Source organism: Streptomyces sp. NPDC013317, from assembly GCF_055563155.1.
In genome coordinates this window covers 25,076-49,197 of the sequence record NZ_JBVHDX010000007.1, presented here as the reverse complement: position 1 = coordinate 49,197, position 24,122 = coordinate 25,076, and the positions used below count along the sequence as shown (strand labels likewise).

At 70.7% G+C, this 24,122-nt stretch carries 24 protein-coding genes; 18 read left to right on the top strand and 6 right to left on the bottom strand.

The window, feature by feature from the left end; genetic code table 11:
- Positions 1-125: 125 nt before the first annotated feature.
- The 3 genes from ACZ3IJ_RS19570 to ACZ3IJ_RS19560 form a co-directional block, all read right to left on the bottom strand.
- Positions 126-641 (bottom strand): mycothiol transferase, encoded by a 516-nt coding sequence (locus tag ACZ3IJ_RS19570; protein ID WP_467469783.1) that lies wholly within the window; start codon positions 639-641, stop codon positions 126-128.
- 151 nt (positions 642-792) lie between these two features.
- Complete coding sequence (locus tag ACZ3IJ_RS19565; RefSeq protein WP_467469781.1) at positions 793-1,230, bottom strand: DnaJ family domain-containing protein; 438 nt, start codon at positions 1,228-1,230, stop codon at positions 793-795.
- Between the two features lie 101 nt (positions 1,231-1,331).
- Positions 1,332-1,535, bottom strand: a complete 204-nt coding sequence (locus ACZ3IJ_RS19560) for a cold-shock protein (protein ID WP_003967102.1) — start codon at positions 1,533-1,535, stop codon at positions 1,332-1,334.
- Positions 1,536-1,805: 270 nt separating this feature from the next.
- Here ACZ3IJ_RS19560 and ACZ3IJ_RS19555 point away from each other — a divergent pair, with 270 nt between their 5' ends.
- Complete coding sequence (locus ACZ3IJ_RS19555; RefSeq protein WP_467469779.1) at positions 1,806-2,678, top strand: menaquinone biosynthetic enzyme MqnA/MqnD family protein; 873 nt, start codon at positions 1,806-1,808, stop codon at positions 2,676-2,678.
- An 88-nt stretch (positions 2,679-2,766) separates the two neighbouring features.
- Here ACZ3IJ_RS19555 and ACZ3IJ_RS19550 read toward each other — a convergent pair whose 3' ends face one another.
- A complete protein-coding gene (locus ACZ3IJ_RS19550; protein WP_467469777.1) occupies positions 2,767-3,816 on the bottom strand; it encodes an alpha/beta hydrolase in 1,050 nt (349 codons plus the stop codon).
- Positions 3,817-4,041: 225 nt separating this feature from the next.
- Here ACZ3IJ_RS19550 and ACZ3IJ_RS19545 point away from each other — a divergent pair, with 225 nt between their 5' ends.
- From ACZ3IJ_RS19545 to ACZ3IJ_RS19525, 5 genes are all read left to right on the top strand, one after another.
- On the top strand, positions 4,042-5,889 hold the full coding sequence (locus tag ACZ3IJ_RS19545; RefSeq protein WP_467469775.1) for a protein kinase domain-containing protein: 1,848 nt from the start codon (positions 4,042-4,044) through the stop codon (positions 5,887-5,889).
- Between the two features lie 60 nt (positions 5,890-5,949).
- A complete protein-coding gene (mqnC, locus tag ACZ3IJ_RS19540) occupies positions 5,950-7,149 on the top strand; it encodes a cyclic dehypoxanthinyl futalosine synthase (RefSeq protein WP_467469773.1) in 1,200 nt (399 codons plus the stop codon).
- A 7-nt stretch (positions 7,150-7,156) separates the two neighbouring features.
- Entirely contained in the window at positions 7,157-7,795 is a 639-nt protein-coding gene (locus tag ACZ3IJ_RS19535) for an imidazolonepropionase-like domain-containing protein (RefSeq protein WP_467469771.1), read from the top strand.
- A gap of 142 nt (positions 7,796-7,937) precedes the next feature.
- Positions 7,938-8,630 (top strand): demethylmenaquinone methyltransferase, encoded by a 693-nt coding sequence (locus ACZ3IJ_RS19530; protein WP_467469769.1) that lies wholly within the window; start codon positions 7,938-7,940, stop codon positions 8,628-8,630.
- A 101-nt stretch (positions 8,631-8,731) separates the two neighbouring features.
- Positions 8,732-10,018, top strand: coding sequence for a geranylgeranyl reductase family protein (locus ACZ3IJ_RS19525; protein ID WP_391800493.1), 1,287 nt, complete (start codon positions 8,732-8,734; stop codon positions 10,016-10,018).
- Here ACZ3IJ_RS19525 and ACZ3IJ_RS19520 read toward each other — a convergent pair.
- Positions 9,984-10,979 carry a helix-turn-helix domain-containing protein gene (locus ACZ3IJ_RS19520; RefSeq protein ID WP_467469767.1) on the bottom strand — a complete coding sequence of 332 codons (996 nt, stop codon included), beginning with the start codon at positions 10,977-10,979 and terminating at the stop codon, positions 9,984-9,986. The genes ACZ3IJ_RS19525 and ACZ3IJ_RS19520 overlap by 35 nt on opposite strands.
- An 86-nt stretch (positions 10,980-11,065) precedes the next feature.
- On the opposite strand from ACZ3IJ_RS19520, the gene ACZ3IJ_RS19515 reads away from it, so the two are divergent.
- Positions 11,066-11,938: an NAD(P)-dependent oxidoreductase gene (locus tag ACZ3IJ_RS19515; protein ID WP_467469765.1), complete on the top strand. Its 873-nt coding sequence runs from the start codon at positions 11,066-11,068 to the stop codon at positions 11,936-11,938.
- Between the two features lie 79 nt (positions 11,939-12,017).
- Here the strand turns inward: ACZ3IJ_RS19515 and ACZ3IJ_RS19510 are convergent, their stop codons facing one another.
- Entirely contained in the window at positions 12,018-12,842 is an 825-nt protein-coding gene (locus ACZ3IJ_RS19510; protein WP_467469763.1) for a C40 family peptidase, read from the bottom strand.
- 680 nt (positions 12,843-13,522) lie between these two features.
- Here ACZ3IJ_RS19510 and ACZ3IJ_RS19505 point away from each other — a divergent pair.
- The 11 genes from ACZ3IJ_RS19505 to nuoK are packed head-to-tail and all read left to right on the top strand — an operon-like array spanning position 13,523 to position 24,122.
- Entirely contained in the window at positions 13,523-13,882 is a 360-nt protein-coding gene (locus tag ACZ3IJ_RS19505; protein WP_030494815.1) for an NADH-quinone oxidoreductase subunit A, read from the top strand.
- Between the two features lie 17 nt (positions 13,883-13,899).
- Positions 13,900-14,454 carry a NuoB/complex I 20 kDa subunit family protein gene (locus tag ACZ3IJ_RS19500; RefSeq protein ID WP_003998928.1) on the top strand — a complete coding sequence of 185 codons (555 nt, stop codon included), beginning with the start codon at positions 13,900-13,902 and terminating at the stop codon, positions 14,452-14,454.
- A complete protein-coding gene (locus ACZ3IJ_RS19495; protein WP_391800497.1) occupies positions 14,451-15,182 on the top strand; it encodes an NADH-quinone oxidoreductase subunit C in 732 nt (243 codons plus the stop codon). The genes ACZ3IJ_RS19500 and ACZ3IJ_RS19495 overlap by 4 nt, the downstream gene beginning before the upstream one ends.
- The gene (locus ACZ3IJ_RS19490) at positions 15,179-16,504 is read left to right on the top strand and encodes an NADH-quinone oxidoreductase subunit D (protein ID WP_391800498.1); all 1,326 of its coding nucleotides are present in this window, start codon (positions 15,179-15,181) and stop codon (positions 16,502-16,504) included. The genes ACZ3IJ_RS19495 and ACZ3IJ_RS19490 overlap by 4 nt, the downstream gene beginning before the upstream one ends.
- Positions 16,501-17,244 carry an NADH-quinone oxidoreductase subunit NuoE gene (nuoE, locus tag ACZ3IJ_RS19485; protein WP_467469760.1) on the top strand — a complete coding sequence of 248 codons (744 nt, stop codon included), beginning with the start codon at positions 16,501-16,503 and terminating at the stop codon, positions 17,242-17,244. The genes ACZ3IJ_RS19490 and nuoE overlap by 4 nt, the downstream gene beginning before the upstream one ends.
- A complete protein-coding gene (gene nuoF, locus ACZ3IJ_RS19480) occupies positions 17,244-18,593 on the top strand; it encodes an NADH-quinone oxidoreductase subunit NuoF (protein WP_467469758.1) in 1,350 nt (449 codons plus the stop codon). Before nuoE ends, nuoF begins: the two co-directional genes overlap by 1 nt.
- A complete protein-coding gene (locus tag ACZ3IJ_RS19475) occupies positions 18,590-21,073 on the top strand; it encodes an NADH-quinone oxidoreductase subunit G (protein ID WP_467469756.1) in 2,484 nt (827 codons plus the stop codon). Before nuoF ends, ACZ3IJ_RS19475 begins: the two co-directional genes overlap by 4 nt.
- Positions 21,070-22,431 (top strand): NADH-quinone oxidoreductase subunit NuoH, encoded by a 1,362-nt coding sequence (nuoH, locus tag ACZ3IJ_RS19470; RefSeq protein WP_467469754.1) that lies wholly within the window; start codon positions 21,070-21,072, stop codon positions 22,429-22,431. The genes ACZ3IJ_RS19475 and nuoH overlap by 4 nt, the downstream gene beginning before the upstream one ends.
- A complete protein-coding gene (gene nuoI / locus ACZ3IJ_RS19465) occupies positions 22,406-23,002 on the top strand; it encodes an NADH-quinone oxidoreductase subunit NuoI (RefSeq protein WP_391800502.1) in 597 nt (198 codons plus the stop codon). Before nuoH ends, nuoI begins: the two co-directional genes overlap by 26 nt.
- Positions 22,999-23,826, top strand: coding sequence for an NADH-quinone oxidoreductase subunit J (locus tag ACZ3IJ_RS19460; RefSeq protein WP_467469752.1), 828 nt, complete (start codon positions 22,999-23,001; stop codon positions 23,824-23,826). Before nuoI ends, ACZ3IJ_RS19460 begins: the two co-directional genes overlap by 4 nt.
- Entirely contained in the window at positions 23,823-24,122 is a 300-nt protein-coding gene (gene nuoK / locus ACZ3IJ_RS19455; RefSeq protein ID WP_260229523.1) for an NADH-quinone oxidoreductase subunit NuoK, read from the top strand. Before ACZ3IJ_RS19460 ends, nuoK begins: the two co-directional genes overlap by 4 nt.

The following is a 24,122-nucleotide window of genomic DNA, read 5'->3' as shown; positions in this document are numbered from 1 at the left end:
GGCGCGGCGAAGGGCGGGCGCGCGGGCGGTCGGAAGCAACGGAGGCGGCCGGAGGTTTCCCCCCATCCGGATCATCGCCTCACGTGATCTGATCGCCGGAGGATAGCAATCCGCGCCGACAGGCGTCACACGGGTTCCCGCCGCTCCACCACACCCCGGACGAACGCCGCCTGCCCCGCGTGCTGGTTGTCCTCCGCGATCACGCTCACCAGGCGCACGCCCAGCGTGACCGGCGGGTCCCAGGCCTCGTCCACGACGCGGTCGAGGTCCGCGTTCGTCAGGGCTCCGAGGTGTTCCAGGGACCGCGCGTGCACCGCGTCGTAGTAGCCGAGCAGCAGCTCCGCCGAGACCCTGACCTTGGCGACCTGGTCGCTCGAGTGGCCGTAACCCGTGGCGCGCGCGGAGAAGGGCAGGTCGAAACGGGCCTTCCAGCCGTCCTCCGTCCAGAGCTGCTCGGTGCCGAAGACGCCCGCGACGTGGTCGTCCTGGATGCGGGTCAGATGCCAGACCAGCCAGGCGATCGAGTTCGCGTCCTCGTCGATCCGCTCCGCCAGCTCGTCCTCCGACAGCCCTTCGACGGCCCCGTGTACGGCCTCTTGGACGCGCCCGAACGCGTCCAGCAGCAGGTCGGCGCTCTTCATGTCCCTCAACTCCTCGCTCGGTGTTCCCTCCAGTGGGCCACCGAGGAGGCGCGGGCGGGGTCAGAAAGGCCGGGGAGACTGCCGGGAGGCCGGGGAGTTCACCTGCTCGGTGGTGGCCGGCTCCCGGATCGCGGTCCGGAGCGCCTCCGCGCTACGTGCCCGGGGCGCCCTCGTCGTCACGCTCGGCGCGGGCGGCCCGGGTCGCCCGCCACTCCCGCAGTACCGTCTCCACCTCGAACGGCTTGAGGTTCAGCGGCGGGCCCGCCGGCGGGCGGAGCAGAGCCGCGGCGATCTTGGTGTTGATCTCGCCGAGGATCCGTCGGACCTGTGACTCCGAGACGGCCCGGTCGACCGCCTCCCTCGCGTCCTCGGCCTCCTTGCGCAGCGCCAGCGAGGGCGGGAGGACGGGGGTGCCTTCGCGGTGCAGCTTGCTCTTGACCCACCACAGGGCGTCGTACGGCGCGCTGTCGTCGTCCAGCGGTCTGCCGAAGCCGGGCAGGTTCCGGAAGTCACCTCGCTCCGTCGCCTCGCGGATCTGCTTGTCCACGAACGACTCGAAGCTGACCCCGGGGGGTTTCCGTTCGGTCATGTGTCCAGCCTAAAAGGCAGGAGCCCCGCTCGTGCCCGAAAGCACGGAGCGGGGCTCCTTGGGTACTTCTCTAGCCGTGCGCGATCGCCGACCCGGGCAACTTAGGCCGGGGTGACGTTCTCCGCCTGCGGGCCCTTCGGGCCCTGGGTGACGTCGAAGTTCACGACCTGGTTCTCCTCGAGGGAGCGGAACCCGGACGCGTTGATCGCGGAGTAGTGGACGAAGACATCCGGGCCGCCGCCGTCCTGGGCGATGAAGCCGAAGCCCTTTTCAGCGTTGAACCACTTGACGGTTCCGGTAGCCATAAGCCCTCCTTGGGCCAAAGGGTTGCCCTGCTCCAGAACCTGAAACAAGTCTGAAAACTACAAAAGCCTGCGGGTCACATGCTCCGCAGGCTCTGTACTGCAAGGGAAACCAAACTGCAACTTGCGATGAGCGTAGCACGCAGGGTGTGCGTGGCACTAGAGGGAAAGATCACGTCACTCACACGTTTGACGAACTCCCGATGTGCTGACGTCCGCGCCACGCGTGGCCCCGGCGATGTCCACCGTGCGAGACGGGTCTAGCCTCGCGCTGTGGACAATGCAACCGATGACCACCAGCGCAGCCGGCCCCGCGTCGGACACATCCAGTTCCTGAACTGTCTGCCCCTCTACTGGGGCCTGGCCCGCACCGGAACGCTGCTCGATCTGGAGCTGACCAAGGACACACCGGAGAAGCTCAGCGAGCGGCTGGTGGGCGGCGGGCTCGATATCGGCCCCATCACCCTCGTCGAATACCTCCGCAACGCGGACGGTCTCGTCGCCCTGCCGGACATCGCCGTGGGCTGCGACGGCCCCGTCATGTCCTGCGTGATCGTCTCCCAGCGGCCCCTGGAGCGGCTCGACGGCGCGCGGGTGGCGCTCGGGTCCACCTCCCGTACCTCCGTACGGCTCGCGCAGCTGCTGCTCGCCGAGCAGTACGGCGTACGGCCCGACTACTACACGTGCCCGCCCGACCTCGGCCTGATGATGCAAGAGGCGGACGCCGCCGTCCTCATCGGCGACGCCGCGCTGCGGGCCTCCCTGCACGACGCCCCGCGGCTCGGTCTCCAGGTCCACGACCTGGGGCTGATGTGGAAGGAGTGGACGGGCCTGCCGTTCGTCTTCGCGGTGTGGGCGGCGCGCAAGGACTTCCTGGCCCGCGAACCGGAGACCGTGCGCGAGGTCCACCAGGCGTTCCTTGCCTCGCGGGACCTGTCGCTGGTGGAGGTCACCAAGGTCGCCGAGCAGGCGGCCCGCTGGGAGTCCTTCGACGCCGAGCTCCTGGAGCGGTACTTCCGGACCCTGGACTTCCGGTTCGGTCCCGAGCAGATGGCGGGAGTGCGTGAGTTCGCCCGCCGCACCGGTCCGACGACCGGTTTCCCCGCGGACGTACGGGTCGAGCTGCTCGGCGCGGCGCGGCGCTGACGGGCCGGCGGGACAGGGACGGGGGCGGCGGGTCAGGCGACGGGCCGGCGGGTCGGTCGACGCGCCGGCGGGGGGTCGCGCCGGCGGGTCAGGGGGACGGGACCGGGCCCTGCATCTGCCGGCTGATCCACGCGATCGAGCCGTCCCCCATGCCCTGGACGTAACTCCTGGCGTTGTGCCCGCCGCCCTGGATGACCTGGAGCCGGGTCTTCACCGGGCCTTTCGTGTGGTTCCTCATGAAGGACTTCAGGCGGCCCATGCCGGACTCCTCGGTTCCTATCTGGAACGCGAGATAGACCCGGTTCCGCTCCGTGTCCGGCTTCGCGCCGAGCGCCTCGGCCAGTTTCTCCGGGTTGTTCGCCTGCCGCTCGGCCTCGTGACCCGCCCACAGCGGGGAGTCGGGGACGGTGTCGGGGCCCGACGCGATCACCGCCTTGAAGCGGTCCGGCCGTTGGAGCACGGCCTTGAGCCCGGCGAAGCCGCCCGAGGACGAGCCCATGAAAGCCCAGCCGTCGCGGGAGGCGAAGGTGCGGAAATTCGCGCGGACGAAATCGGGCACGTCCTCGGCGAGCCAGGTGCCCATTTTCGGCTGCCCGGGTATATCGCTGCCGTCGTAGTAGTAGTTGTCGTCCGGGTTGAGGACGGGCATCACGACAATGAACGGCAGGCTCTTTCCCTCCTGAGACCACGCGGTGATGCTCGACTGGAGTTTGAGGTCCGTGCCCATCCAGTAATTCATCGGATAACCGTTTCCGCCCGGCAGTGCCACGAGGACCGGGAAGCCGCTGCCGGCGTACTTCGGGTCGAAATACTGCTTCGGCGCCCACACCCACACCTTGCCCGTGAAACCGGACTTCGCGCCCGCGAGCGTGGTCACGCCGATCCGGGTGCCGTCGTCCAGGGTGTTCGCCGTCGTGAAACGCGCCTTCGGGCCGGTGGGGAGAACCGTTTCGGGGCCCCGCGTGTCCCCGTTCTTCGCGGCGCCCCCGGCGCCCCCGGCGCCCGAGCCCCCGGCCCGCGACGCCGACTCGGGGGTGTCGAACGTGACCGGCGCGCCCTCCTGCGAGCAGCCGGTCAGCAGCGCGGCGGCCGTACCGAGGGCGAGGGCGGTGGCGAGGAACCTGGGGAGGCGGGACATGGGGCGACTCCGGGTGTTTTCGGACACGGCGGGTGATTACGGAAGGGAGGAGGGGCGTGGTGGGCGATCGGTTGGCTGGGTACGGTTCCGAATCGTGGTGATCCGGCCCACGGTTCGGTGACACAGTCGGCCTACGGGGTTCGGTGCACAGTCGGCCCACGACCCGGGCCGGTCCGCGTTCCGGTCCACGGACCGGTTCACGCTCCGGTCCATCCAGGGGGAGAGATGCAGCCGCTCGACGCAGGGGAGCCGAGGACCATCGGCGCCTACCGGCTCCTCGGCCGGCTCGGTTCCGGCGGGATGGGCCGCGTCTATCTGGCCCGCAACGAGGGCGGCCGGACCGTCGCCGTCAAGATCGTGCACCCGCACTTCGCCCTGGACGAGCAGTTCCGGGCGCGGTTCCGGCGCGAGGTCGAGGCCGCCCGCCGGGTCGGCGGCCGGTGGACCGCGCCCGTCCTCGACGCGGACCCCGAGGCGCCCGTGCCCTGGGTCGCGACCGGATACGTCGCCGGGCCGACGCTCGCCCGGGCCGTGGAGGCGGTCGGCCCGCTGCCCGAGCACACGGTACGGACACTGGGCGCCGGCCTCGCCGAGGCGCTGGCGGGCGTGCACGCGCTCGGCCTGGTGCACCGCGACGTGAAGCCCTCGAACGTACTGGCCACCCTGGAAGGCCCCCGGCTCATCGACTTCGGCATCGCGCGGGCCACGGACGGCACGGCGTCGCTCACCGCGAGCGGGGTCTCGATCGGCTCGCCCGGCTACATGGCGCCCGAACAGATCGTCGGGCGGGGCGCGACCGGCGCGTCGGACGTCTTCTCGCTCGGTGCGGTCCTCGCGTACGCGGCGACGGGCGCACCGCCGTTCCCCGGCGACACCTCGGCGGCCCTGCTCTACAAGGTGGTCCACGAGGAGCCCGAACTGGGCGCGCTGGAGGGGGATCTGCGCGAGCTGGTGGCGTCCTGCCTCGCGAAGGATCCGGCCGCCCGCCCGGCCCCGTCCGCGCTCGCGGCGACGCTGGCCCCCGCGGGCGCGGCCGCCCTGGTGGCGGCGGGCTGGCTGCCGACCCCGCTGGTGGAGCAGATCAGCCGAACGGCCGTGCAGATCCTGGAGCTCGACGCGCGCACGGGAGGGATCGGGGCGGATCCGAGCGTCTCGGGTCCCGTGCCCTTCACGGCGCCTTCGGCGTGGGAACCCGCCCCCGAGGGGCCCATGACCGGTCCGCCGTCGGGGGTCTACGGCCCTCCGCCCTTCCTGACGCCCGACGGCCCGGGAGGCCACCCCGGGCCGCCCGCTCCCGAGTTGGGCGTCTTCGGCCCGCCGTTCTCCTCGTTCTCCCCGGCCGGCACGTTCTCCCCGGACCCGCCGCACCGCCCGGGCACCCCGGCCGGGGTGCGGGACTCCACCGCCCCAGGAGGTGAAGCACCCCGGCGGCGGCAGGCCACGCTCTCGCTCGCCGCGGGGCGTCGGGTCAGCTGCACGGTCGCGCTGGCGGTCGCCGGTGCGCTCGCCGCGGTGACCCTGGGGGCGGGGTACCTCTTCGACCTGATGCCCGGCGGGCGGCGCGCCGCCGACGCGGGCAGGACGGGCGGGAGCACGGCAAGCCCTCCGGCCGGCGCGGAGCCCACGAACCGCACCCCCACCACCGGGCCCACGTCCACCCCCACGCCCAAGCCGTCCACCACCGCGACCACCGCCCCGGCCGTCGGCTCGGTCCCCGCCGCCTTCGTCGGCACCTGGACCGGGCCCACCACCGAGCGCAACGGCTCGCCGCACGGAGACCTGACCGCCGTGGTGACCAGGGGCGGTACCGGTGAGGACGTCGTCCGCACCACCCACACGATCAGCCTTCTCGGCACCACCGTGCGGTGCCACGGCATCGGCGCACTCGCCTCCGCCACCGCCACCGAACTCCGGATCGAGGACCGCACCGACCCCGACCGCCCCGGCACCGAGGGGCTGTGCACCACCGGCGAGTCCTCCTTCACCCTCACCCTCGCCGCCGACGGGACGCTCCGCTACCGCTCGGACGAGGCGGCCGCGGGCCGCCCGAGCGGCACCCTGCGGAAGTCCTGAGAAGCGCTGGCGTAGGCTGGTTCGGTCCTTAGATTCCACCCTCCGAAAGGGACTCAGCCGGTGACCGAGAAGGCCGACCTTCAGTCCGTCCTCGACCGCGCCGCAGAGGGTGGCAGGATCACCCCCGAGGAGGCGCTCGACCTCTACCGCTCGGCGCCGCTGCACGCGCTGGGCGCGGCCGCCGACGCCGTACGCCGCCGCCGCTACGCCGGTACGGAGCACATCGCGACGTACATCATCGAGCGGAACATCAACTACACGAACGTCTGTGTGACGGCCTGCAAGTTCTGCGCCTTCTACGCCCCGCCGAAGGACACGGCCAAGGGCTGGACCCGTGACCTCGACGACATCCTGCGCCGCTGCGCGGAGACCGTGGAGCTGGGCGGCACCCAGATCATGTTCCAGGGCGGCCACCACCCGGACTACGGCGTCGAGTACTACGAGAAGCACTTCGCGGCGATCAAGAAGGACTTCCCGCAGCTGGTCATCCACTCCCTCGGCGCGTCCGAGGTCGAGCACATGGCCCGTATCTCGGGCGTCTCCGTCGAGGAGGCGATCACCCGCATCCACAAGGCCGGTCTCGACTCCTTCGCCGGCGCCGGCGCCGAGCTGCTGCCGGAGCGCCCGCGCAAGGCGATCGCCCCGCTCAAGGAGAGCGGCGAGCGGTGGCTGGAGATCATGGAGATCGCGCACGGCCTGGGCGTGGAGTCGACGTCCACGATGCTGATGGGCACCGGCGAGACGAACGCCGAACGCATCGAGCACCTGCGGATGATCCGTGACGTGCAGGACCGGACGGGCGGCTTCCGGGCCTTCATCCCGTACACGTACCAGCCCGAGAACAACCACCTGAAGGGCCGCACGCAGGCCACGCTCTTCGAGTACCTGCGGATGATCGCGATCTCGCGGCTCTTCATGGACAACATCGCGCACATCCAGGGCTCGTGGCTGACCACGGGCAAGGAGATCGGCCAGCTGACGCTGCACTACGGCGCGGACGACCTCGGATCGATCATGCTGGAGGAGAACGTCGTCTCGTCCGCGGGGGCCAAGCACCGTTCCAACCTGCGCGAGATGATCGACATGATCCGTACGGCGGACCGGGTGCCGGCGCAGCGCTCCACGACGTACGAGCACCTCGTCGTCCACGACGACCCGGCGAACGACCCCGTCGACGAGCGCGTCGCCTCGCACATCTCCTCCACCGCGATCGAGGGCGGCACGGCGCACCCGGAGCTGAAGCTCCTGAACGCCAACTGACGCCTCCGTGCTGACGATCCACGCGGCGGACCTGGTGCTGCCGGGCGGGGGCCGCGCCCCCGTGCCCGGCGGCGCCGTCGTCGTCCGCGGCGCGGAGCTCGCGGCCGTCGGCCCGTACGAGGAGGTGTCCGCCGCCCACCCGCAGGCACGTGTGCGGCGATGGCCGGGCGTCCTGACCCGCGCGCTCCTCAACCCGTTCGGACCCGAGCTGCTCGAGCGCGCCTACCACCCGGACCCGCGCGAGGCGGACGAGCTCGGCACCGAGCCGGTCACGGGCGAGGCGCTCACCGCTCTCGCCATGGACGAGGCGCGCTGGGGAGCGAGCGCCCGGCGCGGCCTCCAGCGGATGCTGGCGCACGGCACGGTCGCGGTGGCCGGGGCGTACGAGCGCCCGGCGGTCCAGGAGGCGGTGCGCAGGTCGGGACTGATCCGGGCGGGCCGGGCCCCGGCACCGCCGGAAGGAGTCCCCGCGCTCGATCCGTACGCGACGGGCATCCCCGTGGTGCACCTGCACCAGCTGGCGGCCGGCAACCACGCCCGGTTCGCCGTCTTCGCCGTCGCCGACGAGTCCGAACTCCTCGCCCGGGGCGCCCGGACCTGCGTCGCGACCGTTCTCGACGGCCGCCTCGTCTTCCGCCGCCGCTGAGCGTGCGCGTCCCGCCAGGACGGCAGTCGGGGCCCGTCCGCCGGGTCGTCGTACGCACGGGCATGCCCGCCGTCGATTTCCCTCCGCCGCCTGCGAGAATGGGCGGGTCCGTCCGTACCCGAGTCTGCGAGGCCGAACGCCGGTGACCCGCGCATCCCTGGACAAGCAGCCGCACGAAGTCGCCTCGATGTTCGACGACGTGGCGGCCAACTACGACCTCACCAACGACGTGCTCTCGCTCGGGCAGGACCGGCGCTGGCGCAAGGAGGTCGCCAAGGCCGTCGACGCGCGCCCGGCGCAGCGGATCCTGGACCTGGCGGCCGGGACGGCGACCTCCTCACAACCCTTCGCCCGCGCCGGGGCGTACGTCGTGCCGTGCGACTTCTCCCTGGGGATGCTCCAGGTCGGCAAGAAGCGGCACCCGTGGATGCCGTTCACGGCCGGCGACGGGATGCGCCTCCCGTTCCGCGACGACGTCTTCGACGCCGTGACGATCTCCTTCGGTCTGCGCAACATCCAGGACACCGAGGCGGCCCTGCGCGAGCTGTACCGGGTCACGAAGCCCGGCGGGCGGGTCGTGATCTGCGAGTTCTCGCACGCGACCTGGGCGCCGTTCCGCACGGTCTACGAGGAGTACCTGATGCGCGCGCTGCCGCCGGTGGCCCGCGCGATCTCCTCCAACCCGGACGCGTACGTCTACCTCGCCGAGTCCATCAGGTCCTGGCCGGACCAGCCGACCCTCGCCGGTCTGCTCCAGAAGGCCGGCTGGTCGAAGGTGGCCTGGCGGAACCTGTCGGGCGGCATCGTCGCCCTGCACCGGGGCTTCAAGGACTGAACGCCCCGGGCCCCGGACGCCCAGCACTCTTCTCCTAGACTTCAGCCGACGTGCCTCACGCCGCCTGACCCCTCACCCCTCGACCTTCGGGAGACATCGCCGTGACCGAGCAGCCCCTCTCCGAGCACAGCGCAGACGTGATCGTCGTCGGGGCGGGCCCGGCGGGATCGACGACGGCGTACTACCTGGCCAAGGCGGGGCTCGACGTCCTGCTCCTGGAGAAGACGGCGTTCCCGCGCGAGAAGGTCTGCGGCGACGGGCTCACGCCCCGCGCCACCAAGCAGCTCGTCTCCATGGGGATCGACATCTCCGAGGAGGCCGGCTGGCTGCGCAACAAGGGCCTGCGCATCATCGGCGGCGGTGTCCGGCTCCAGCTGGACTGGCCGGACCTCGCCTCGTACCCCGACTACGGACTCGTCCGCAAGCGGGACGACTTCGACGAGCAGCTCGCCCGCCAGGCGCAGAAGGCCGGCGCACGGCTGTACGAGCGCTGCAACGTGGGCGCCCCGATCATCGACGACCGCACCGGCCGCATCACCGGCGTGCACGCCAAGCTCGGCGAGGAGAAGCGCGAGGTCACCTTCCACGCGCCGCTGGTCGTCGCCGCCGACGGCAACTCGACCCGGCTCTCGCTCGCCATGGGCCTGCACCGGCGCGAGGACCGGCCGATGGGCGTGGCCGTACGGACGTACTTCACCAGCCCCCGCCACGACGACGACTACCTGGAGTCCTGGCTGGAGCTGTGGGACCGGCGCGGCCCGCAGGACCGTCTGCTGCCGGGCTACGGCTGGATCTTCGGCATGGGCGACGGCACGTCCAACGTCGGCCTCGGCATCCTCAACTCCTCCTCCGCCTTCCGTGAGCTGGACTGGCGCGAGGTGCTCAAGGCCTGGTGCGCCTCGATGCCGGAGGACTGGGGCTTCACGCCGGAGAACATGACGATCCCGATCCGGGGCGCCGCGCTGCCGATGGCCTTCAACCGCCAGCCGCACTACACCAAGGGCCTGCTGCTCGTCGGTGACGCGGGCGGCCTGGTCAACCCGTTCAACGGCGAGGGCATCGCGTACGCCATGGAGTCGGGCCAGATCGCGGCCGACGTCATCGTCCAGGCGCACGCCCGCGCGACCCCGGCCCAGCGCGAACTGGCCCTGCACAACTACCCGAAGATCCTCAAGGACACCTACGGCGGGTACTACACGCTCGGCCGCGCCTTCGTGAAGATCATCGGAAACCCGAAGATCATGAAGATCGCGACCCAGCGCGGCCTGTCGCACCCGGTTCTGATGAAGTTCACGCTGAAGATGCTGGCCAACCTGACCGACCCGACGGGCGGCGACGCGATGGACCGCATCATCAACGGTCTCTCGAAGGTGGCCCCGAAGGCCTGAACGCCTTCCGGTACCCGGACGGGGACACCCCGACGGCCCGGGTGAAGTGGCGGCGCAGGTTCGCCGCCGACCCCAGACCGCTGTGGTCACCGACCAGCTCCACGGGCAGGTCGGTGCACTCCAGCAGGGACTGGGCCCGGGCCACGCGCTGCTGGAGCAGCCACTGCAGCGGGGTGGTCCCGTACTCCTCGCGCACCCTCCGGTGGAAGGTGCGCGGGCTCATCCGGGCCCGCCGCGCCAGCTCCTCCACGGTCAGCGGCTCGGCCAGGTGCTCGGTCGCCCACTGCAGTACGGGTCCCAGGCTGTCGTCGTCGCTCGGCGGGAGCGGGGCCTCGATGAACTGGGCCTGGCCGCCGGGGCGGTGGGCCGGGACGACGAGGCGGCGGGCGAGTTGTCCTGCGACGGCCGCGCCGAGGTCGGTGCGCACCAGGTGCAGACAGAGGTCGAGCGCGGCGGTGGCCCCGGCGCTCGTCAGGACCGTCCCCTCGTCCGTGTAGAGCACCGAGTCGTCCACGATCACCCCGGGGTGCCGGGCGGCCAGCTGCGCGGTGTGCTGCCAGTGGGCGGTGGCCCGGCGGCCGTCGAGCAGCCCGGCGGCCGCGAGCGCGAAGGCGCCGGTGCACAGCGAGACCATCCGGGCGCCGGAGGCGGCCGCCGCGCGCAGCGCCTCGACGAGCTCGGCCGGCACCTCCTCGCCCTCCTCCACGACCGCGTCGGGCACGGAGGGCACGATGACGGTGTCCGCGCCGACGAGGCCGTCGAGACCGTGGGTGGTGCGCAGGGAGAAGATCCCGCCGTCGCCGGAGTCCCCGCAGAGCCGCAGCTGGTACCAGGGGTCGGCCAGGTCGGGGTGCGGGATGCCGAAGACCCCGCACGCCAGGGAGAGTTCGTACAGCTCCCACAGCGACGTCCCGGTCCGCCGGTCCGGTACGACGGCGATGGCCACCACCCCTGCGCTCATGCCCCGACCGTACGCCAGAGGGGCGGCAGGAATCGAGCGGTCGTCGTCGGTCCTGCCACTGTCGGCCGGATTCCGCCGCTGCGAGCGTGGATCCCATGAACGCACAGAACATCACGGTCATCGGTCTCGGGCAGATGGGCTCGGCCCTCGCCGCCGCCTTCCTCGCCGCCGGCCACCGCACCACCGTCTGGAACCGCACCCCGGCGAAGGCCGACGCCCTGGTCGCCCGGGGCGCCGTCCGGGCCGCGACCGTCGCCGAGGCCGTCGCCGCGAGCGAGCTCGTCGTGGTCTGCGTCCTCGACCACACCGCCGTACGCGAACTCCTCGCCCCCGTCGCCGGTTCGCTCCGGGGCAAGGCCCTGGTCGACCTCACCACCGGATCGCCCGAGCAGGCCCGCGAGGAGGCGCGGTGGGCCGCCGAGCACGGCATCGGCCATCTCGTGGGCGCCGTCATGACGACCCCGCCGGGGGTCGGTGACAGCTCCAACATGATCCTCTACGCGGGCGACACCGAGTTGTTCACCGCGCACCGGGGGACGCTCGCCGTCCTGGGCGACCCGGTGGACCTCGGCCCGGACGCGGGGCTCGCCTCGCTCTACGACGCGGGGCTGCTCGGCCTCATGTGGTCCGTCTTCGGCGGCTGGCTGCACGCCACCGCCCTCGCGGGCGCGGACGGGGTGCCGGCCCGGGACTTCACGGCGGTGGCCACCCGCTGGCTGTCGACGGTCTCCTGGTTCATGACGGGGTACGCCGAGCAGATCGACGCCGGGGAGTATCCGGGCGCGGACGCCACGATCGACGTCCAGGTGGCGGCGATCGGGCATCTGCTGCACGCGGGGGAGGAGCGGGGCATCGACGACCGGCTGCCGAGGCTGCATCTGGAGCTGATGCGCGCCGCGGTCGAGGCGGGCCACGGCGGGGACAGCTACGCCCGGATCATCGAGGCGTTCCGCAAGTAGGGCATATCCACCGAAACAGGGAAAAGCCGTCACTCCCCCGAGGAGTGACGGCTTCTCACGTGCGCCGGCGTGCGGACGATCAGAGGATGCGGACCGCGCCGGAGGGCATGTCCCAGTCGAGGGAGCGCTCGACGACACCGGTCGACGGGTTCTGCGCGCCCACGTACTTGCCGCCGCCCACGTAGATCGCCACGTGGTACGAACCGCTGCGGCTGCCCCAGTACAGGATGTCGCCCGGCTGCAGGTTGCTCAGCGAGACGGACGTACCCATCGAGGACTGCTGGTTCGAGATGCGCGGCAGGTCGACGCCGGCCTGGCGGTAGGCCGCCTGGACGAGACCGGAGCAGTCCCAGGAGTTGGGGCCGGTGCCGCCGGAGATGTAGGCGTCGCCGATCTGGGCACGGGCGAAGGCCACGATCGCGGCGGCGGACCCGGTCGGGGCGTCGCTGCTGTACGAGGAGCCGCTGTCGGAGGAGCCGGAGGACGAGGAGAGCGTGGTGCGCTCCTGGGTCCGGGAGGCGCGCTCGCGGGCCTCGGCGCGGGCCTTCTCGGCCCGCTCCGCCTTCTCGGCCTCGGCCTTGCGGTCGGCCTCGGCCTTGGCCTTCTTGGCCTCCTTGGCGGCCTTCTCCAGGGCGGCCGTCTCCTGGGCCTGCAGGCTCAGGTCGAGGGCTTCCTGCTGGGAGGCCTCGGCGGAGGCGGAGACGGCGCTCGCCAGGCCCGTGTCGAGCGAGCCGAGCGTGGGCATCTCGATGGTCTCGGTCACGGGATCGGCGTTCGCCGGCCCGGCAGCACCGGCCACCGCGATGGTGCTGAGGACGCCACCGGCAACTCCGGCGCGGAGCGCGAGCTTGGAGGCGCTGCGGCGGGGCTTCCGGTGGCTGGGTATGTGAGCGGTCTGGGACATGAGTACAACCGCTATCAGGGCTTCACGGTTCCCTTCAAGAAACGTGGGTTGCGCCACAGTTACGTTCGGAACCACCTAATCCGCTTATCTGGCGCCCTTATTGACGCCGTAACGGACAATACGGGCACGGTCCATCTGGCCCTTGATCACGGGTTTTCAATGAAACGCCCGAATTGACCGCCGCTTACCACCTCTTCACACCGATGGCCAAGCCCCGTTTTCCCTGCGGCAGAATCCTGTGACACAGGTCACAGCATGATCTCCGCCAGGCGGTCGGGACGCTCGTGAATCGGTGCACACGTCCACTTCGCTCCCGCGAGACCCTCGACCGGGCGACGGGCCGGTTCTTTATCACCCACCCGGGTTCATCGCCAATTTGCCTGTAGGTGCCACCCCTTGATAGTGCGGCACCCCTCCGACCAGCGGTTTCCGGTCCGGATGTCACAACTGGTGATCACCTGGGCGCTTCGAGTACCAAGATCACCGCTCATCCGGCTTCATGATCCTTCGTCAGGTGGTGGAGATCACAAAGTCGTTGCTGTACCCCGTGTCGCAGATCACAGAGGGGCGGGCATAGGATGCGGGGCAGTCGGGCTTGTGAACTGCCTCACATGGGGGCGATCTTCCACGGCCCGACCGTGCGGTCCAACGGTCAAGGACGACTGGAAGGAGCGAGGAGCGTGAATGCGTACGCGCCCATCCTCGTGCTCGGTGCCCTGGGTGCGGGGTTTGCGATCTTCTCCGTGGTCATGGCCACGCTAATCGGCCCAAAGCGGTACAACAGGGCAAAGCTTGAGGCATACGAGTGCGGCATCGAGCCGACGCCCACTCCGGCCGGAGGCGGCCGCTTCCCCATCAAGTACTACCTGACGGCGATGCTCTTCATCGTCTTCGACATCGAGATCGTCTTCCTCTACCCCTGGGCGGTCACCTTCGACGCCCTGGGGCTTTTCGGGCTCGTGGAGATGTTGCTCTTCGTGCTCACCGTCTTCGTCGCCTACGCCTACGTGTGGCGGCGCGGCGGCCTGGAATGGGACTGAGGGGCTGAGGGGCACCTATGGGACTCGAAGAGAAGCTGCCGAGCGGTTTTCTGCTGACGACGGTCGAACAGGCCGCGGGCTGGGTGCGCAAGGCGTCCGTCTTCCCCGCGACGTTCGGCCTCGCCTGCTGCGCCATCGAGATGATGACGACCGGCGCCGGCCGCTACGACCTGGCGCGCTTCGGCATGGAGGTCTTCCGCGGCTCACCGCGGCAGGCCGACCTGATGATCGTGGCGGGCCGGGTCAGCCAGAAGATGGCGCCCGTCCTGCGGCAGGTCTACGACCAGATGCCGAACCCCAAGTGGGTCATCTCCATGGGGGTCTGCGCCTCGTCGGGCGGAATGTTCAACAATTACGCGATTGTGCAGGGCGTCGACCACATTGTGCCGGTCGACATCTATTTGCCGGGTTGCCCGCCGCGCCCGGAGATGCTGATGGACGCGATCCTCAAGCTCCACCAGAAGATCCAGACCTCCAAGCTCGGCGTGAACGCCGAGGAGGCGGCCCGTGAGGCGGAGGAAGCGGCGCTCAAGGCCCTGCCGACGATTGAGATGAAGGGTCTTCTCCGGTGAGTGACGAGACACCGAACCCCGAGAAGGAGCTCTCCGAGCAGAACCTGCCCGGGCAGCGCGGGGAGCACGGCGAGGAGGTCCGCGTCCAGCGCGGGATGTTCGGCGCCAACAACGGCGGCGACACCTCCGGCTACGGCGGCCTCGTCCGCTCCGTGCGCCTGCCCGGCGCGGCGGCCCGCCCGTACGGCGGCTGGTTCGACGAGGTCGCCGACGAGCTCGAGGGCGCCCTCGACGAGCAGGGGCTCCTGCCCGGGAACGCCATCGAGAAGACGGTCGTCGACCGCGACGAGCTCACCTTCCACATCGCCCGCGAGCACCTCGTCCGGGTCGCCCGCACCCTGCGCGACGACCCGGCGCTGCGCTTCGAGCTCTGTACGGGCGTCTCCGGCGTGCACTACCTCGGCGACAAGGGCCGCGAGCTGCACGCCGTCTACCACCTGCGCTCGCTCACCCACGGCCGGCTGATCCGCCTGGAGGTGTCCGCCCCGGACGCCGACCCGCACATCCCGTCGCTCACCTCGGTCTATCCGACCAACGACTGGCACGAGCGCGAGACGTACGACTTCTTCGGCATCGTCTTCGACGGCCACCCCGCCCTCACCCGGATCATGATGCCGGACGACTGGCAGGGCTTCCCGCAGCGCAAGGACTACCCCCTCGGCGGCATCGCCGTCGAGTACAAGGGCGCCCAGATCCCGGCTCCGGACCAGCGGAGGTCGTACTCGTGAACAACCCCAACGCCTCGGAAGCCCGCGAGACCACCGAGGGCACCGTCTACACCGTCACCGGTGGCGACTGGGAAGAGGTCGTCGAGTCCGCGGCCAAGGCGGACGACGAGCGGATCATCGTCAACATGGGTCCCCAGCACCCGTCCACGCACGGCGTGCTGCGGCTGATCCTGGAGATCGACGGCGAGACCGTCACCGAGGCCCGCTGCGGCATCGGCTACCTCCACACCGGCATCGAGAAGAACCTCGAGTTCCGGAACTGGACGCAGGGCACCACCTTCGTCACGCGCATGGACTACCTCACCTCGTTCTACAACGAGACGGCGTACTGCCTGGGCGTCGAGAAACTGCTCGGCATCACCGACCAGATCCCGGACCGGGCCAGCGTCATCCGGGTCCTCCTGATGGAGCTCAACCGGCTCTCCTCCCACCTGGTGTGCATCGCCACCGGCGGCATGGAGCTGGGCGCCACCACGATCATGATCTACGGCTTCCGGGACCGCGAGATGATCCTGGACCTGTACGAGCTGATCACCGGCCTGCGCATGAACCACGCCTTCATCCGCCCCGGCGGCCTCGCCCAGGACCTCCCGCCCGGCGCCGTCGACGCCGTGCGCGAGTTCGTGAAGACCATGAAGAAGAACCTGCCGGAGTACGACAAGCTCGCCACCGGCAACCCCATCTTCAAGGCCCGCATGCAGGACGTCGGCTACCTCGACCTCGCCGGCTGCATGGCGCTCGGCGCCACCGGACCGATCCTGCGCTCCGCGGGCCTCCCGCACGACCTGCGCAAGACCGACCCGTACTGCGGCTACGAGAACTACGAGTTCGACGTCCCGACCGCCGACAGCTGCGACTCCTACGGCCGCTTCCTCGTCCGCCTGGAGGAGATGCGCCAGTCGCTGCGGATCGTCGAGCAGTGCCTCGACCGTCTGGCGCCCGGCGCGGTCATGGTCGCCGACAAGAAGATCGCCTGGCCCGCGCAGCTCGCGCTCGGCCCGGACGGACTCGGCAACTCCCTCGACCACATCAAGAAGATCATGGGCACCTCCATGGAGGCCCTGATCCACCACTTCAAGCTGGTCACCGAGGGCTTCCGCGTCCCGGCCGGACAGGCCTACGCGGCCGTCGAGTCGCCCAAGGGCGAGCTCGGCGTGCACGTCGTCTCCGACGGCGGCACCCGCCCCTACCGGGTCCACTTCCGCGACCCGTCCTTCACCAACCTGCAGGCCATGGCGGCGATGTGCGAGGGCGGCCAGGTCGCCGACGTCATCGTCGCCGTCGCGTCCATCGACCCCGTGATGGGAGGCGTCGACCGATGACGGACGGACAGACCAGTCTCGGGATGCCCCAGCTCCCCGCCCCCGACTACCCGGCCGAGGTACGCGCCCGGCTGGAGGCGGACGCCCGGGAGATCATCGCCCGCTATCCGGGGTCCCGCTCCGCGCTCCTGCCGCTGCTGCACCTCGTGCAGGCGGAGGAGGGCCACGTGACCCGTACCGGCATGAAGTTCTGCGCCGACGTCCTCGGCCTGACCACCGCCGAGGTCACCGCGGTCGCCACCTTCTACACGATGTACCGCCGCAAGCCCTCCGGCGACTACCAGGTCGGCGTCTGCACCAACACGCTCTGCGCGGTCATGGGCGGCGACGCCATCTTCGAGGAGCTGAAGGATCACCTCGGGGTCGGCAACAACGAGACGACCGAGGACGGCAAGGTCACGCTGGAGCACATCGAGTGCAACGCGGCCTGCGACTTCGCGCCCGTGGTGATGGTCAACTGGGAGTTCTTCGACAACCAGACGCCCGAGTCCGCCAAGAAGATCGTCGACGATCTGCGGGCCGGCCGTCCGGTCGAGCCGACCCGGGGCGCGCCGCTCTGCACGTACAAGGAGACCGCCCGCATCCTGGCCGGTTTCCCCGACGAGCGCGAGGGGGCCGTCGAGGCCACCGGTGGGGCCGGCCCGGCCTCGCTCGTCGGGCTGCGGCTGGCCAAGGGCGAGACCCCGCACCACAAGATCGTCCACCCGCGCGGCGAATCGGCCAGTGGGGAGGGGGAGTGATGACCTTGGCAGCCGAGATCAACAACAGCAGCCCCGAGAAGCTTCTGGCGCCGGTCCTCTCGGCGTTCTGGGACCAGCCCGAATCCTGGACCCTGGAGACGTACCGGAGGCACGAGGGGTACGAGGGTCTGCGCAAGGCCCTCGCGATGTCGCCCGACGACCTCATCGCGTACGTCAAGGACTCCGGGCTGCGCGGCCGTGGCGGCGCCGGATTCCCCACCGGGATGAAGTGGCAGTTCATTCCGCAGGGCGACGGCAAGCCGCACTACCTCGTCGTCAACGCCGACGAGTCCGAGCCGGGCACCTGCAAGGACATCCCGCTCCTCTTCGCCAACCCGCACTCCCTCATCGAGGGAATGATCATCGCCTGCTACGCGATCCGCTCCGAGCACGCGTTCATCTACCTGCGCGGCGAGGTCGTGCCCGTCCTGCGCCGCCTGCACGAGGCGGTACGCGAGGCGTACGACGCCGGCTTCCTGGGCCAAGACATCCTCGGCAGCGGCCTGAACCTCGACATCACCGTGCACGCGGGCGCCGGCGCGTACATCTGCGGCGAGGAGACCGCGCTGCTCGACTCGCTCGAAGGACGGCGCGGCCAGCCCCGGCTCCGTCCGCCCTTCCCCGCGGTCGCCGGTCTGTACGCCTGCCCCACCGTGGTGAACAACGTCGAGTCCATCGCCTCCGTTCCCGCGATCCTCAACCGGGGCAAGGACTGGTTCAAGTCGATGGGCAGCGAGAAGTCCCCGGGCTTCACGCTCTACTCGCTCAGCGGACACGTCGTCTCGCCCGGACAGTACGAGGCCCCGCTCGGGATCACGCTGCGCCAGCTCCTCGACATGAGCGGCGGGATGCGCCCCGGGCACCGGCTGAAGTTCTGGACCCCGGGCGGCTCCTCCACCCCGATGTTCACCGACGAGCACCTCGACGTCCCGCTGGACTACGAGGGCGTGGGCGCGGCCGGCTCGATGCTCGGCACGAAGGCGCTCCAGTGCTTCGACGAGACGACGTGCGTGGTCCGCGCGGTGACCCGGTGGACCGAGTTCTACGCCCACGAGTCCTGCGGCAAGTGCACGCCCTGCCGCGAAGGCACGTACTGGCTGGTGCAGTTGCTCCGCGACATCGAGGCGGGCAAGGGCGTGATGTCCGACCTCGACAAGCTCAACGACATCGCCGACAACATCAACGGCAAGTCGTTCTGCGCGCTCGGCGACGGCGCGGCCTCCCCGATCTTCTCCTCGCTGAAGTACTTCCGCGAGGAGTACGAGCAGCACATCACCGGCCGGGGCTGCCCCTTCGACCCGGCCAAGTCGACCGCCTGGGCGGACAACCACAAGGAGGTGACGGCATGACGGTCACCACGGCCGGCCCCGCGGGCGGCGGTTCCCCGGCGGTACCGCCGGAGGACATGGTCACGCTGACCATCGACGGTGCCGAGATCTCCGTCCCCAAGGGGACCCTGGTCATCCGCGCCGCCGAGCAGCTCGGGATCGAGATCCCGCGGTTCTGCGACCACCCGCTCCTCGACCCGGCCGGCGCCTGCCGGCAGTGCATCGTCGAGGTCGAGGGCCAGCGCAAGCCGATGGCCTCCTGCACCATCACCTGCACCGACGGCATGGTGGTGAAGTCGCAGCTGACCTCGCAGGTCGCCGAGAAGGCCCAGCACGGTGTGATGGAGCTGCTGCTCATCAACCACCCGCTGGACTGCCCGGTCTGCGACAAGGGCGGCGAGTGCCCGCTGCAGAACCAGGCGATGTCCCACGGGCAGGCGGACTCCCGCTTCGAGGGCCACAAGCGGACCTATGAGAAGCCGGTGCCGATCTCGACCCAGGTGCTGCTCGACCGTGAGCGGTGCGTGCTCTGCGCGCGCTGCACCCGGTTCTCGAACCAGATCGCCGGCGACCCGATGATCGAGCTGGTCGAGCGCGGCGCGCTCCAGCAGGTCGGCACCGGCGAGGGCGACCCGTTCGAGTCGTACTTCTCCGGGAACACGATCCAGATCTGCCCGGTCGGCGCGCTGACCTCGGCGGCGTACCGGTTCCGCTCCCGCCCCTTCGACCTCGTCTCCTCGCCGAGCGTCTGCGAGCACTGCGCGGGCGGCTGCGCCACGCGCACCGACCACCGGCGCGGCAAGGTCATGCGGCGGCTCGCGGCCGAGGACCCGGAGGTCAACGAGGAGTGGGTGTGCGACAAGGGGCGGTTCGCGTTCCGGTACGCCCAGCAGCGTGACCGGCTGACGACGCCGCTCGTACGGAACCCGGAGACGGGCGTCCTCGAAGCGGCCTCCTGGCCTGAGGCCCTGGAGGCCGCGGCCCGCGGACTGGTCAGGGGCCGTACCGGCGTCCTGGCCGGCGGGCGGCTGACCATCGAGGACTCCTACGCGTACGCCAAGTTCGCCCGGGTCGCCCTCGACACCAACGACGTCGACTTCCGGGCCCGGGTCCACTCCAGCGAGGAGGCCGACTTCCTGGCCTCCGCCGTCGCCGGCCGTGGCCGGGACCTGGACGGCTCGGGCGTCACGTACACCTCCCTCGAAGCCGCCCCGGCCGTGCTGCTCGTCGGCTTCGAGTCCGAGGAGGAGGCGCCCGGCGTCTTCCTGCGGCTGCGCAAGGCCTGGCGCACGAAGGGCCAGAAGACCTACGCGCTGGCCGCGTTCGCGACCCGGGGCCTGGCGAAGGCGGGCGGCACGCTGCTCCCGGCGGCGCCCGGCACCGAGACCGAGTGGCTGGACGCGCTCACCTCCCGCGTCGGTCTCGACGAGGCCGGCACGCGGGCCGCGGAGGCGCTGCGCCAGGACGGCGCCGTCATCGTGGTCGGCGAGCGGCTGGCCGCCGTGCCCGGCGGGCTGACCGCCGCCGTCCGGACCGCGACGGCGACCGGCGCGCAGCTGGTGTGGATCCCGCGCCGGGCCGGGGAGCGCGGCGCGCTCGAGGCCGGCGCCATCCCGACGCTGCTGCCCGGCGGCCGCCCCGCGACCGACCCGCGCGCGCGTGAGGAGGTCGCGGCGGCCTGGGGCGTACGCGAACTCCCGCACGGCTACGGCCGCGACACCGGCCAGATCGTCGAGGCCGCGGCCATCGGCGAACTGGGCGCGCTGCTCGTCGGCGGCGTCGAGGTCCGCGACCTGCCGGACCCGGCACGCGCGCGTGAGGCGCTCGACGCGGCGTTCGTGGTCTCCCTCGAACTGCGGCCGAGCGAGGTCACCGAGCGGGCCGACGTGGTCCTGCCGGTCGCCGCGGTCGCCGAGAAGCCCGGCACCTTCCTCAACTGGGAGGGCAGGGCGAGGCTCTTCGAGGCCGCGCTCAAGCCCGAGCAGATGACCCGGACGCTGCCGCCGGCGGACGCGCGCGTGCTCCACATGCTCGCCGACGCCCTCGACGCGCACCTGGCGCTGCCCGACCTGCGCGCGGTCCGCCGCGAGCTGGACCGGCTCGGCGGCTGGGACGGCGAGCGGGCCTCCGAGCCCACCGAGCCCGCGCAGGCCGCGCCCCGCCCGGGCGAGGGCGAGGCGGTCCTCGCCGGACACCGGCTCCTGCTCGACCTCGGCCGCCTCCAGGAGGGCGACACGGCGCTGGCCGGCACCCGCCACGCGGCGGTCGCCCGGCTCTCCGCCGCGACCGCCGAGGAGACGGGCGTCAAGGACGGCGACCTGCTCGCCGTCTCCGGTCCGGCGGGATCGACCCGACTCCCGCTCCAGGTCGCCGAGATGCCCGACCGGGTGGTCTGGCTCCCGCTCAACTCGACCGAGGGCGGAGTCCTCTCCGACACGGGCGCCCACCCGGGCGACGTGGTCCGCATCGGCCCGGCGGCCTCGACGGAGGTGCAGGCATGATCACGCCGCTCGCCGCGGAAGACCTCTCCATGTTCGGGACGGACCCCTGGTGGCTCGTCGCGATCAAGGCGGTCTTCTGCTTCGCCTTCCTCATGGTCACCGTGCTCTTCTCCATCGTGTGGGAGCGCAAGGTCGTCGCCTGGATGCAGCTGCGCATCGGGCCCAACCGGCACGGCCCCTGGGGTTTCCTCCAGTCCCTCGCGGACGGCATCAAGCTGATGCTGAAGGAGGACGTCGTCGTCAAGCGCGCCGACAAGGTCGTCTACATCCTCGCGCCGATCATCGCCGCGGCCCCCGCGTTCATGGCCATCGCCGTGATCCCGTTCGGCCCGGCCGGCAACGAGGTCTCGATCTTCGGGCACCGCACCACGATGCAGCTCACCGACCTGCCGATCGCGATGCTGTACGTCCTCGCGATCGCCTCCGTCGGCATCTACGGCATCGTCCTCGCCGGCTGGTCCTCGGGCTCCACGTACCCGCTCCTCGGCGGTCTGCGCTCCTGCGCCCAGATGATCTCCTACGAGATCGCCATGGGCGCCGCGTTCGCCTCCGTCTTCCTCTACTCCGGGTCGATGTCGACCTCGGCGATCGTCGAGGCGCAGGCGGACCGCTGGTTCGTCATCCTGCTGCCGGTCTCGTTCATCATCTACGTCGTCACGATGGTCGGCGAGACCAACCGCGCCCCGTTCGACATGCCGGAGTCCGAGGGCGACCTCGTCGGCGGCTTCAACACCGAGTACTCGTCCATCAAGTTCGCGATGTTCATGCTCGCCGAGTACGTGAACATGGTGACGGTCTCCGCCGTCTCCGTGACGCTCTTCCTCGGCGGCTGGCGCGCCCCGTACCCGGTCTCCACCTTCTGGGAGGGCGCGAACCACGGCTGGTGGCCGATGCTCTGGTTCATCCTCAAGGTGCAGCTGCTGCTCTTCTTCTTCATCTGGCTGCGCGGCACGCTGCCCCGGGTCCGCTACGACCAGCTGATGAAGCTCGGCTGGAAGGTCCTCATCCCGGTCTCGGTGCTCTGGCTGATGCTGGTCGCCACCGTCCGGGCCCTGCGCAACGAGAACTTCGAGTTCCAGACGATCGTGCTCTATGTCGCCGGAGCCGTGATCGGCGTCCTGCTCCTCTCCTTCGTCGCCGACATGTACCGCGACAGGCGGGCGAAGGGCGACGAGGGCCCGGCCGAGGACGAGCTCCCCTTCGACCCGATGGCCGGCGGCTTCCCCGTACCGCCCAAGCCCGGCCAGACCCTGCCGCCCGTACCGCGGCGCAGGCCGCGCGGCGACCGGGACCTGGTTGTCAGTGGTGCCCCCGATACTGCTACTGCGAGTGATGGAAAGGAGACGGACGGTGTCTGATTTCCAGAATCCGGTGGCCGGCTTCGGCGTGACCTTCAAGGCCATGTTCAAGAAGCGGCTGACCGAGCAGTACCCGGAGGAGCGCAAGACGACGGCGCCGCGCTTCCACGGCCGCCACCAGCTCAACCGTCATCCGGACGGACTTGAGAAGTGCGTGGGCTGCGAGCTGTGCGCCTGGGCCTGCCCCGCGGACGCCATCTACGTGGAGGGCGCGGACAACACCGAGGAGGAGCGCTACTCCCCGGGCGAGCGCTACGGCCGCGTCTACCAGATCAACTACGCCCGCTGCATCCTGTGCGGACTGTGCATCGAGGCCTGCCCCACCCGGGCGCTGACGATGACGAACGAGTTCGAACTGGCCGACTCCTCCCGCGAGAACCTGATCTACACCAAGGAGCAGCTCCTCGCCGGCCTGGAGGAGGGCATGGTCGACTCGCCGCACGCCATCTTCCCGGGGACGGACGAGCAGGACTACTACCGGGGTCTGGTCACCGAGGCCGCGCCGGGCACCGTCCAGCAGGTCGCCACCTCCAAGGGGGAGAAGGGCGACGCGGAAGAGGTGGACGCATGAACGCCCAGCTCGCCGCCTACGCCACCTCCGGCGGAGAGGCCTTCCAGTTCTGGGTCCTCGGCACGATCGCCGTCATCGGCGCCCTGTGCACGGTCCTGATGAGGAAGGCCATGCACAGCGCCCTCTGTCTGGCCGGCACGATGATCGTCCTCGCGGTCTTCTACCTCGCCAACGGCGCGTACTTCCTGGGCATCGTCCAGATCGTCGTCTACACCGGCGCGATCATGATGCTGTTCCTCTTCATCGTGATGCTCGTCGGCGTCACGGCCGCCGACTCCCTGAAGGAGACCATCAGGGGCCAGCGCTGGTGGGCCGTCGCCTGCGGGCTCGGCTTCGGCATCCTGCTGATCGGCGGTATCGGCCAGGCCTCCCTGACGGAGTTCAACGGGCTCGGCGCGGCGAACGGCGCGTACGGCGGAAACGTGGAGGGCCTCGCCGCCCTCATCTTCACCAAGTACGTCTTCGCCTTCGAGATCACCGGCGCGCTGCTCATCACCGCGGCCGTCGGCGCGATGGTCCTCACGCACCGCGAGCGGACCGAACGGGCCCGCACGCAGCGCGAGCTGTCCGAGCAGCGCGTCCGCGAGGGCAAGCACGTTCCGCCGCTTCCCGCGCCGGGTGTCTACGCCCGGCACAACGCGGTGGACATCCCCGGTCTGCTCCCCGACGGCACCCCCTCCGAGCTGACGGTGATGCAGACGCTGCGCAAGCGCGGCCAGGTCCGCGACGTGTCCGGCGAAGCCCTTGCCGACCTCAAGGCGCTGGAGCAGCGGGCGCAGGAGCGGCTCGGCCGCGACCGGGACGACGAGGAGGCCACGCGATGAATCCCGTGAACTATCTCTATCTCGCCGCCCTGTTGTTCACGATCGGCGCGGCCGGGGTGCTGATCCGGCGCAACGCGATCGTGGTCTTCATGTGCGTCGAGCTGATGCTCAACGCCTGCAACCTCGCGCTCGTCACCTTCTCCCGGATGCACGGCAACCTCGACGGCCAGATCATCGCCTTCTTCACGATGGTCGTCGCCGCCGCGGAGGTCGTGGTCGGGCTCGCGATCATCGTGTCGCTGTTCCGTTCCCGCCACTCGGCTTCGGTCGACGACGCCAGCCTGATGAAGCTGTAA

What these genes read in the sequence shown, in the direction of transcription:
- ACZ3IJ_RS19565 (WP_467469781.1), bottom strand. Translation starts at nt 1,230, where the DNA reads ATGACCGAACGGAAACCCCCCGGGGTCAGCTTCGAGTCGTTCGTGGAC.
- ACZ3IJ_RS19475 (WP_467469756.1), top strand. Translation starts at nt 18,590, where the DNA reads ATGACGGTCACCACGGCCGGCCCCGCGGGCGGCGGTTCCCCGGCGGTA.
- ACZ3IJ_RS19500 (WP_003998928.1), top strand. Translation starts at nt 13,900, where the DNA reads ATGGGACTCGAAGAGAAGCTGCCGAGCGGTTTTCTGCTGACGACGGTC.
- ACZ3IJ_RS19550 (WP_467469777.1), bottom strand. Translation starts at nt 3,816, where the DNA reads ATGTCCCGCCTCCCCAGGTTCCTCGCCACCGCCCTCGCCCTCGGTACG.
- nuoE (WP_467469760.1), top strand. Translation starts at nt 16,501, where the DNA reads ATGACGGACGGACAGACCAGTCTCGGGATGCCCCAGCTCCCCGCCCCC.
- ACZ3IJ_RS19460 (WP_467469752.1), top strand. Translation starts at nt 22,999, where the DNA reads ATGAACGCCCAGCTCGCCGCCTACGCCACCTCCGGCGGAGAGGCCTTC.
- ACZ3IJ_RS19545 (WP_467469775.1), top strand. Translation starts at nt 4,042, where the DNA reads ATGCAGCCGCTCGACGCAGGGGAGCCGAGGACCATCGGCGCCTACCGG.
- nuoI (WP_391800502.1), top strand. Translation starts at nt 22,406, where the DNA reads ATGGAAAGGAGACGGACGGTGTCTGATTTCCAGAATCCGGTGGCCGGC.
- nuoF (WP_467469758.1), top strand. Translation starts at nt 17,244, where the DNA reads ATGACCTTGGCAGCCGAGATCAACAACAGCAGCCCCGAGAAGCTTCTG.
- ACZ3IJ_RS19520 (WP_467469767.1), bottom strand. Translation starts at nt 10,979, where the DNA reads ATGAGCGCAGGGGTGGTGGCCATCGCCGTCGTACCGGACCGGCGGACC.
- nuoH (WP_467469754.1), top strand. Translation starts at nt 21,070, where the DNA reads ATGATCACGCCGCTCGCCGCGGAAGACCTCTCCATGTTCGGGACGGAC.
- nuoK (WP_260229523.1), top strand. Translation starts at nt 23,823, where the DNA reads ATGAATCCCGTGAACTATCTCTATCTCGCCGCCCTGTTGTTCACGATC.
- ACZ3IJ_RS19560 (WP_003967102.1), bottom strand. Translation starts at nt 1,535, where the DNA reads ATGGCTACCGGAACCGTCAAGTGGTTCAACGCTGAAAAGGGCTTCGGC.
- ACZ3IJ_RS19510 (WP_467469763.1), bottom strand. Translation starts at nt 12,842, where the DNA reads ATGTCCCAGACCGCTCACATACCCAGCCACCGGAAGCCCCGCCGCAGC.
- ACZ3IJ_RS19570 (WP_467469783.1), bottom strand. Translation starts at nt 641, where the DNA reads ATGAAGAGCGCCGACCTGCTGCTGGACGCGTTCGGGCGCGTCCAAGAG.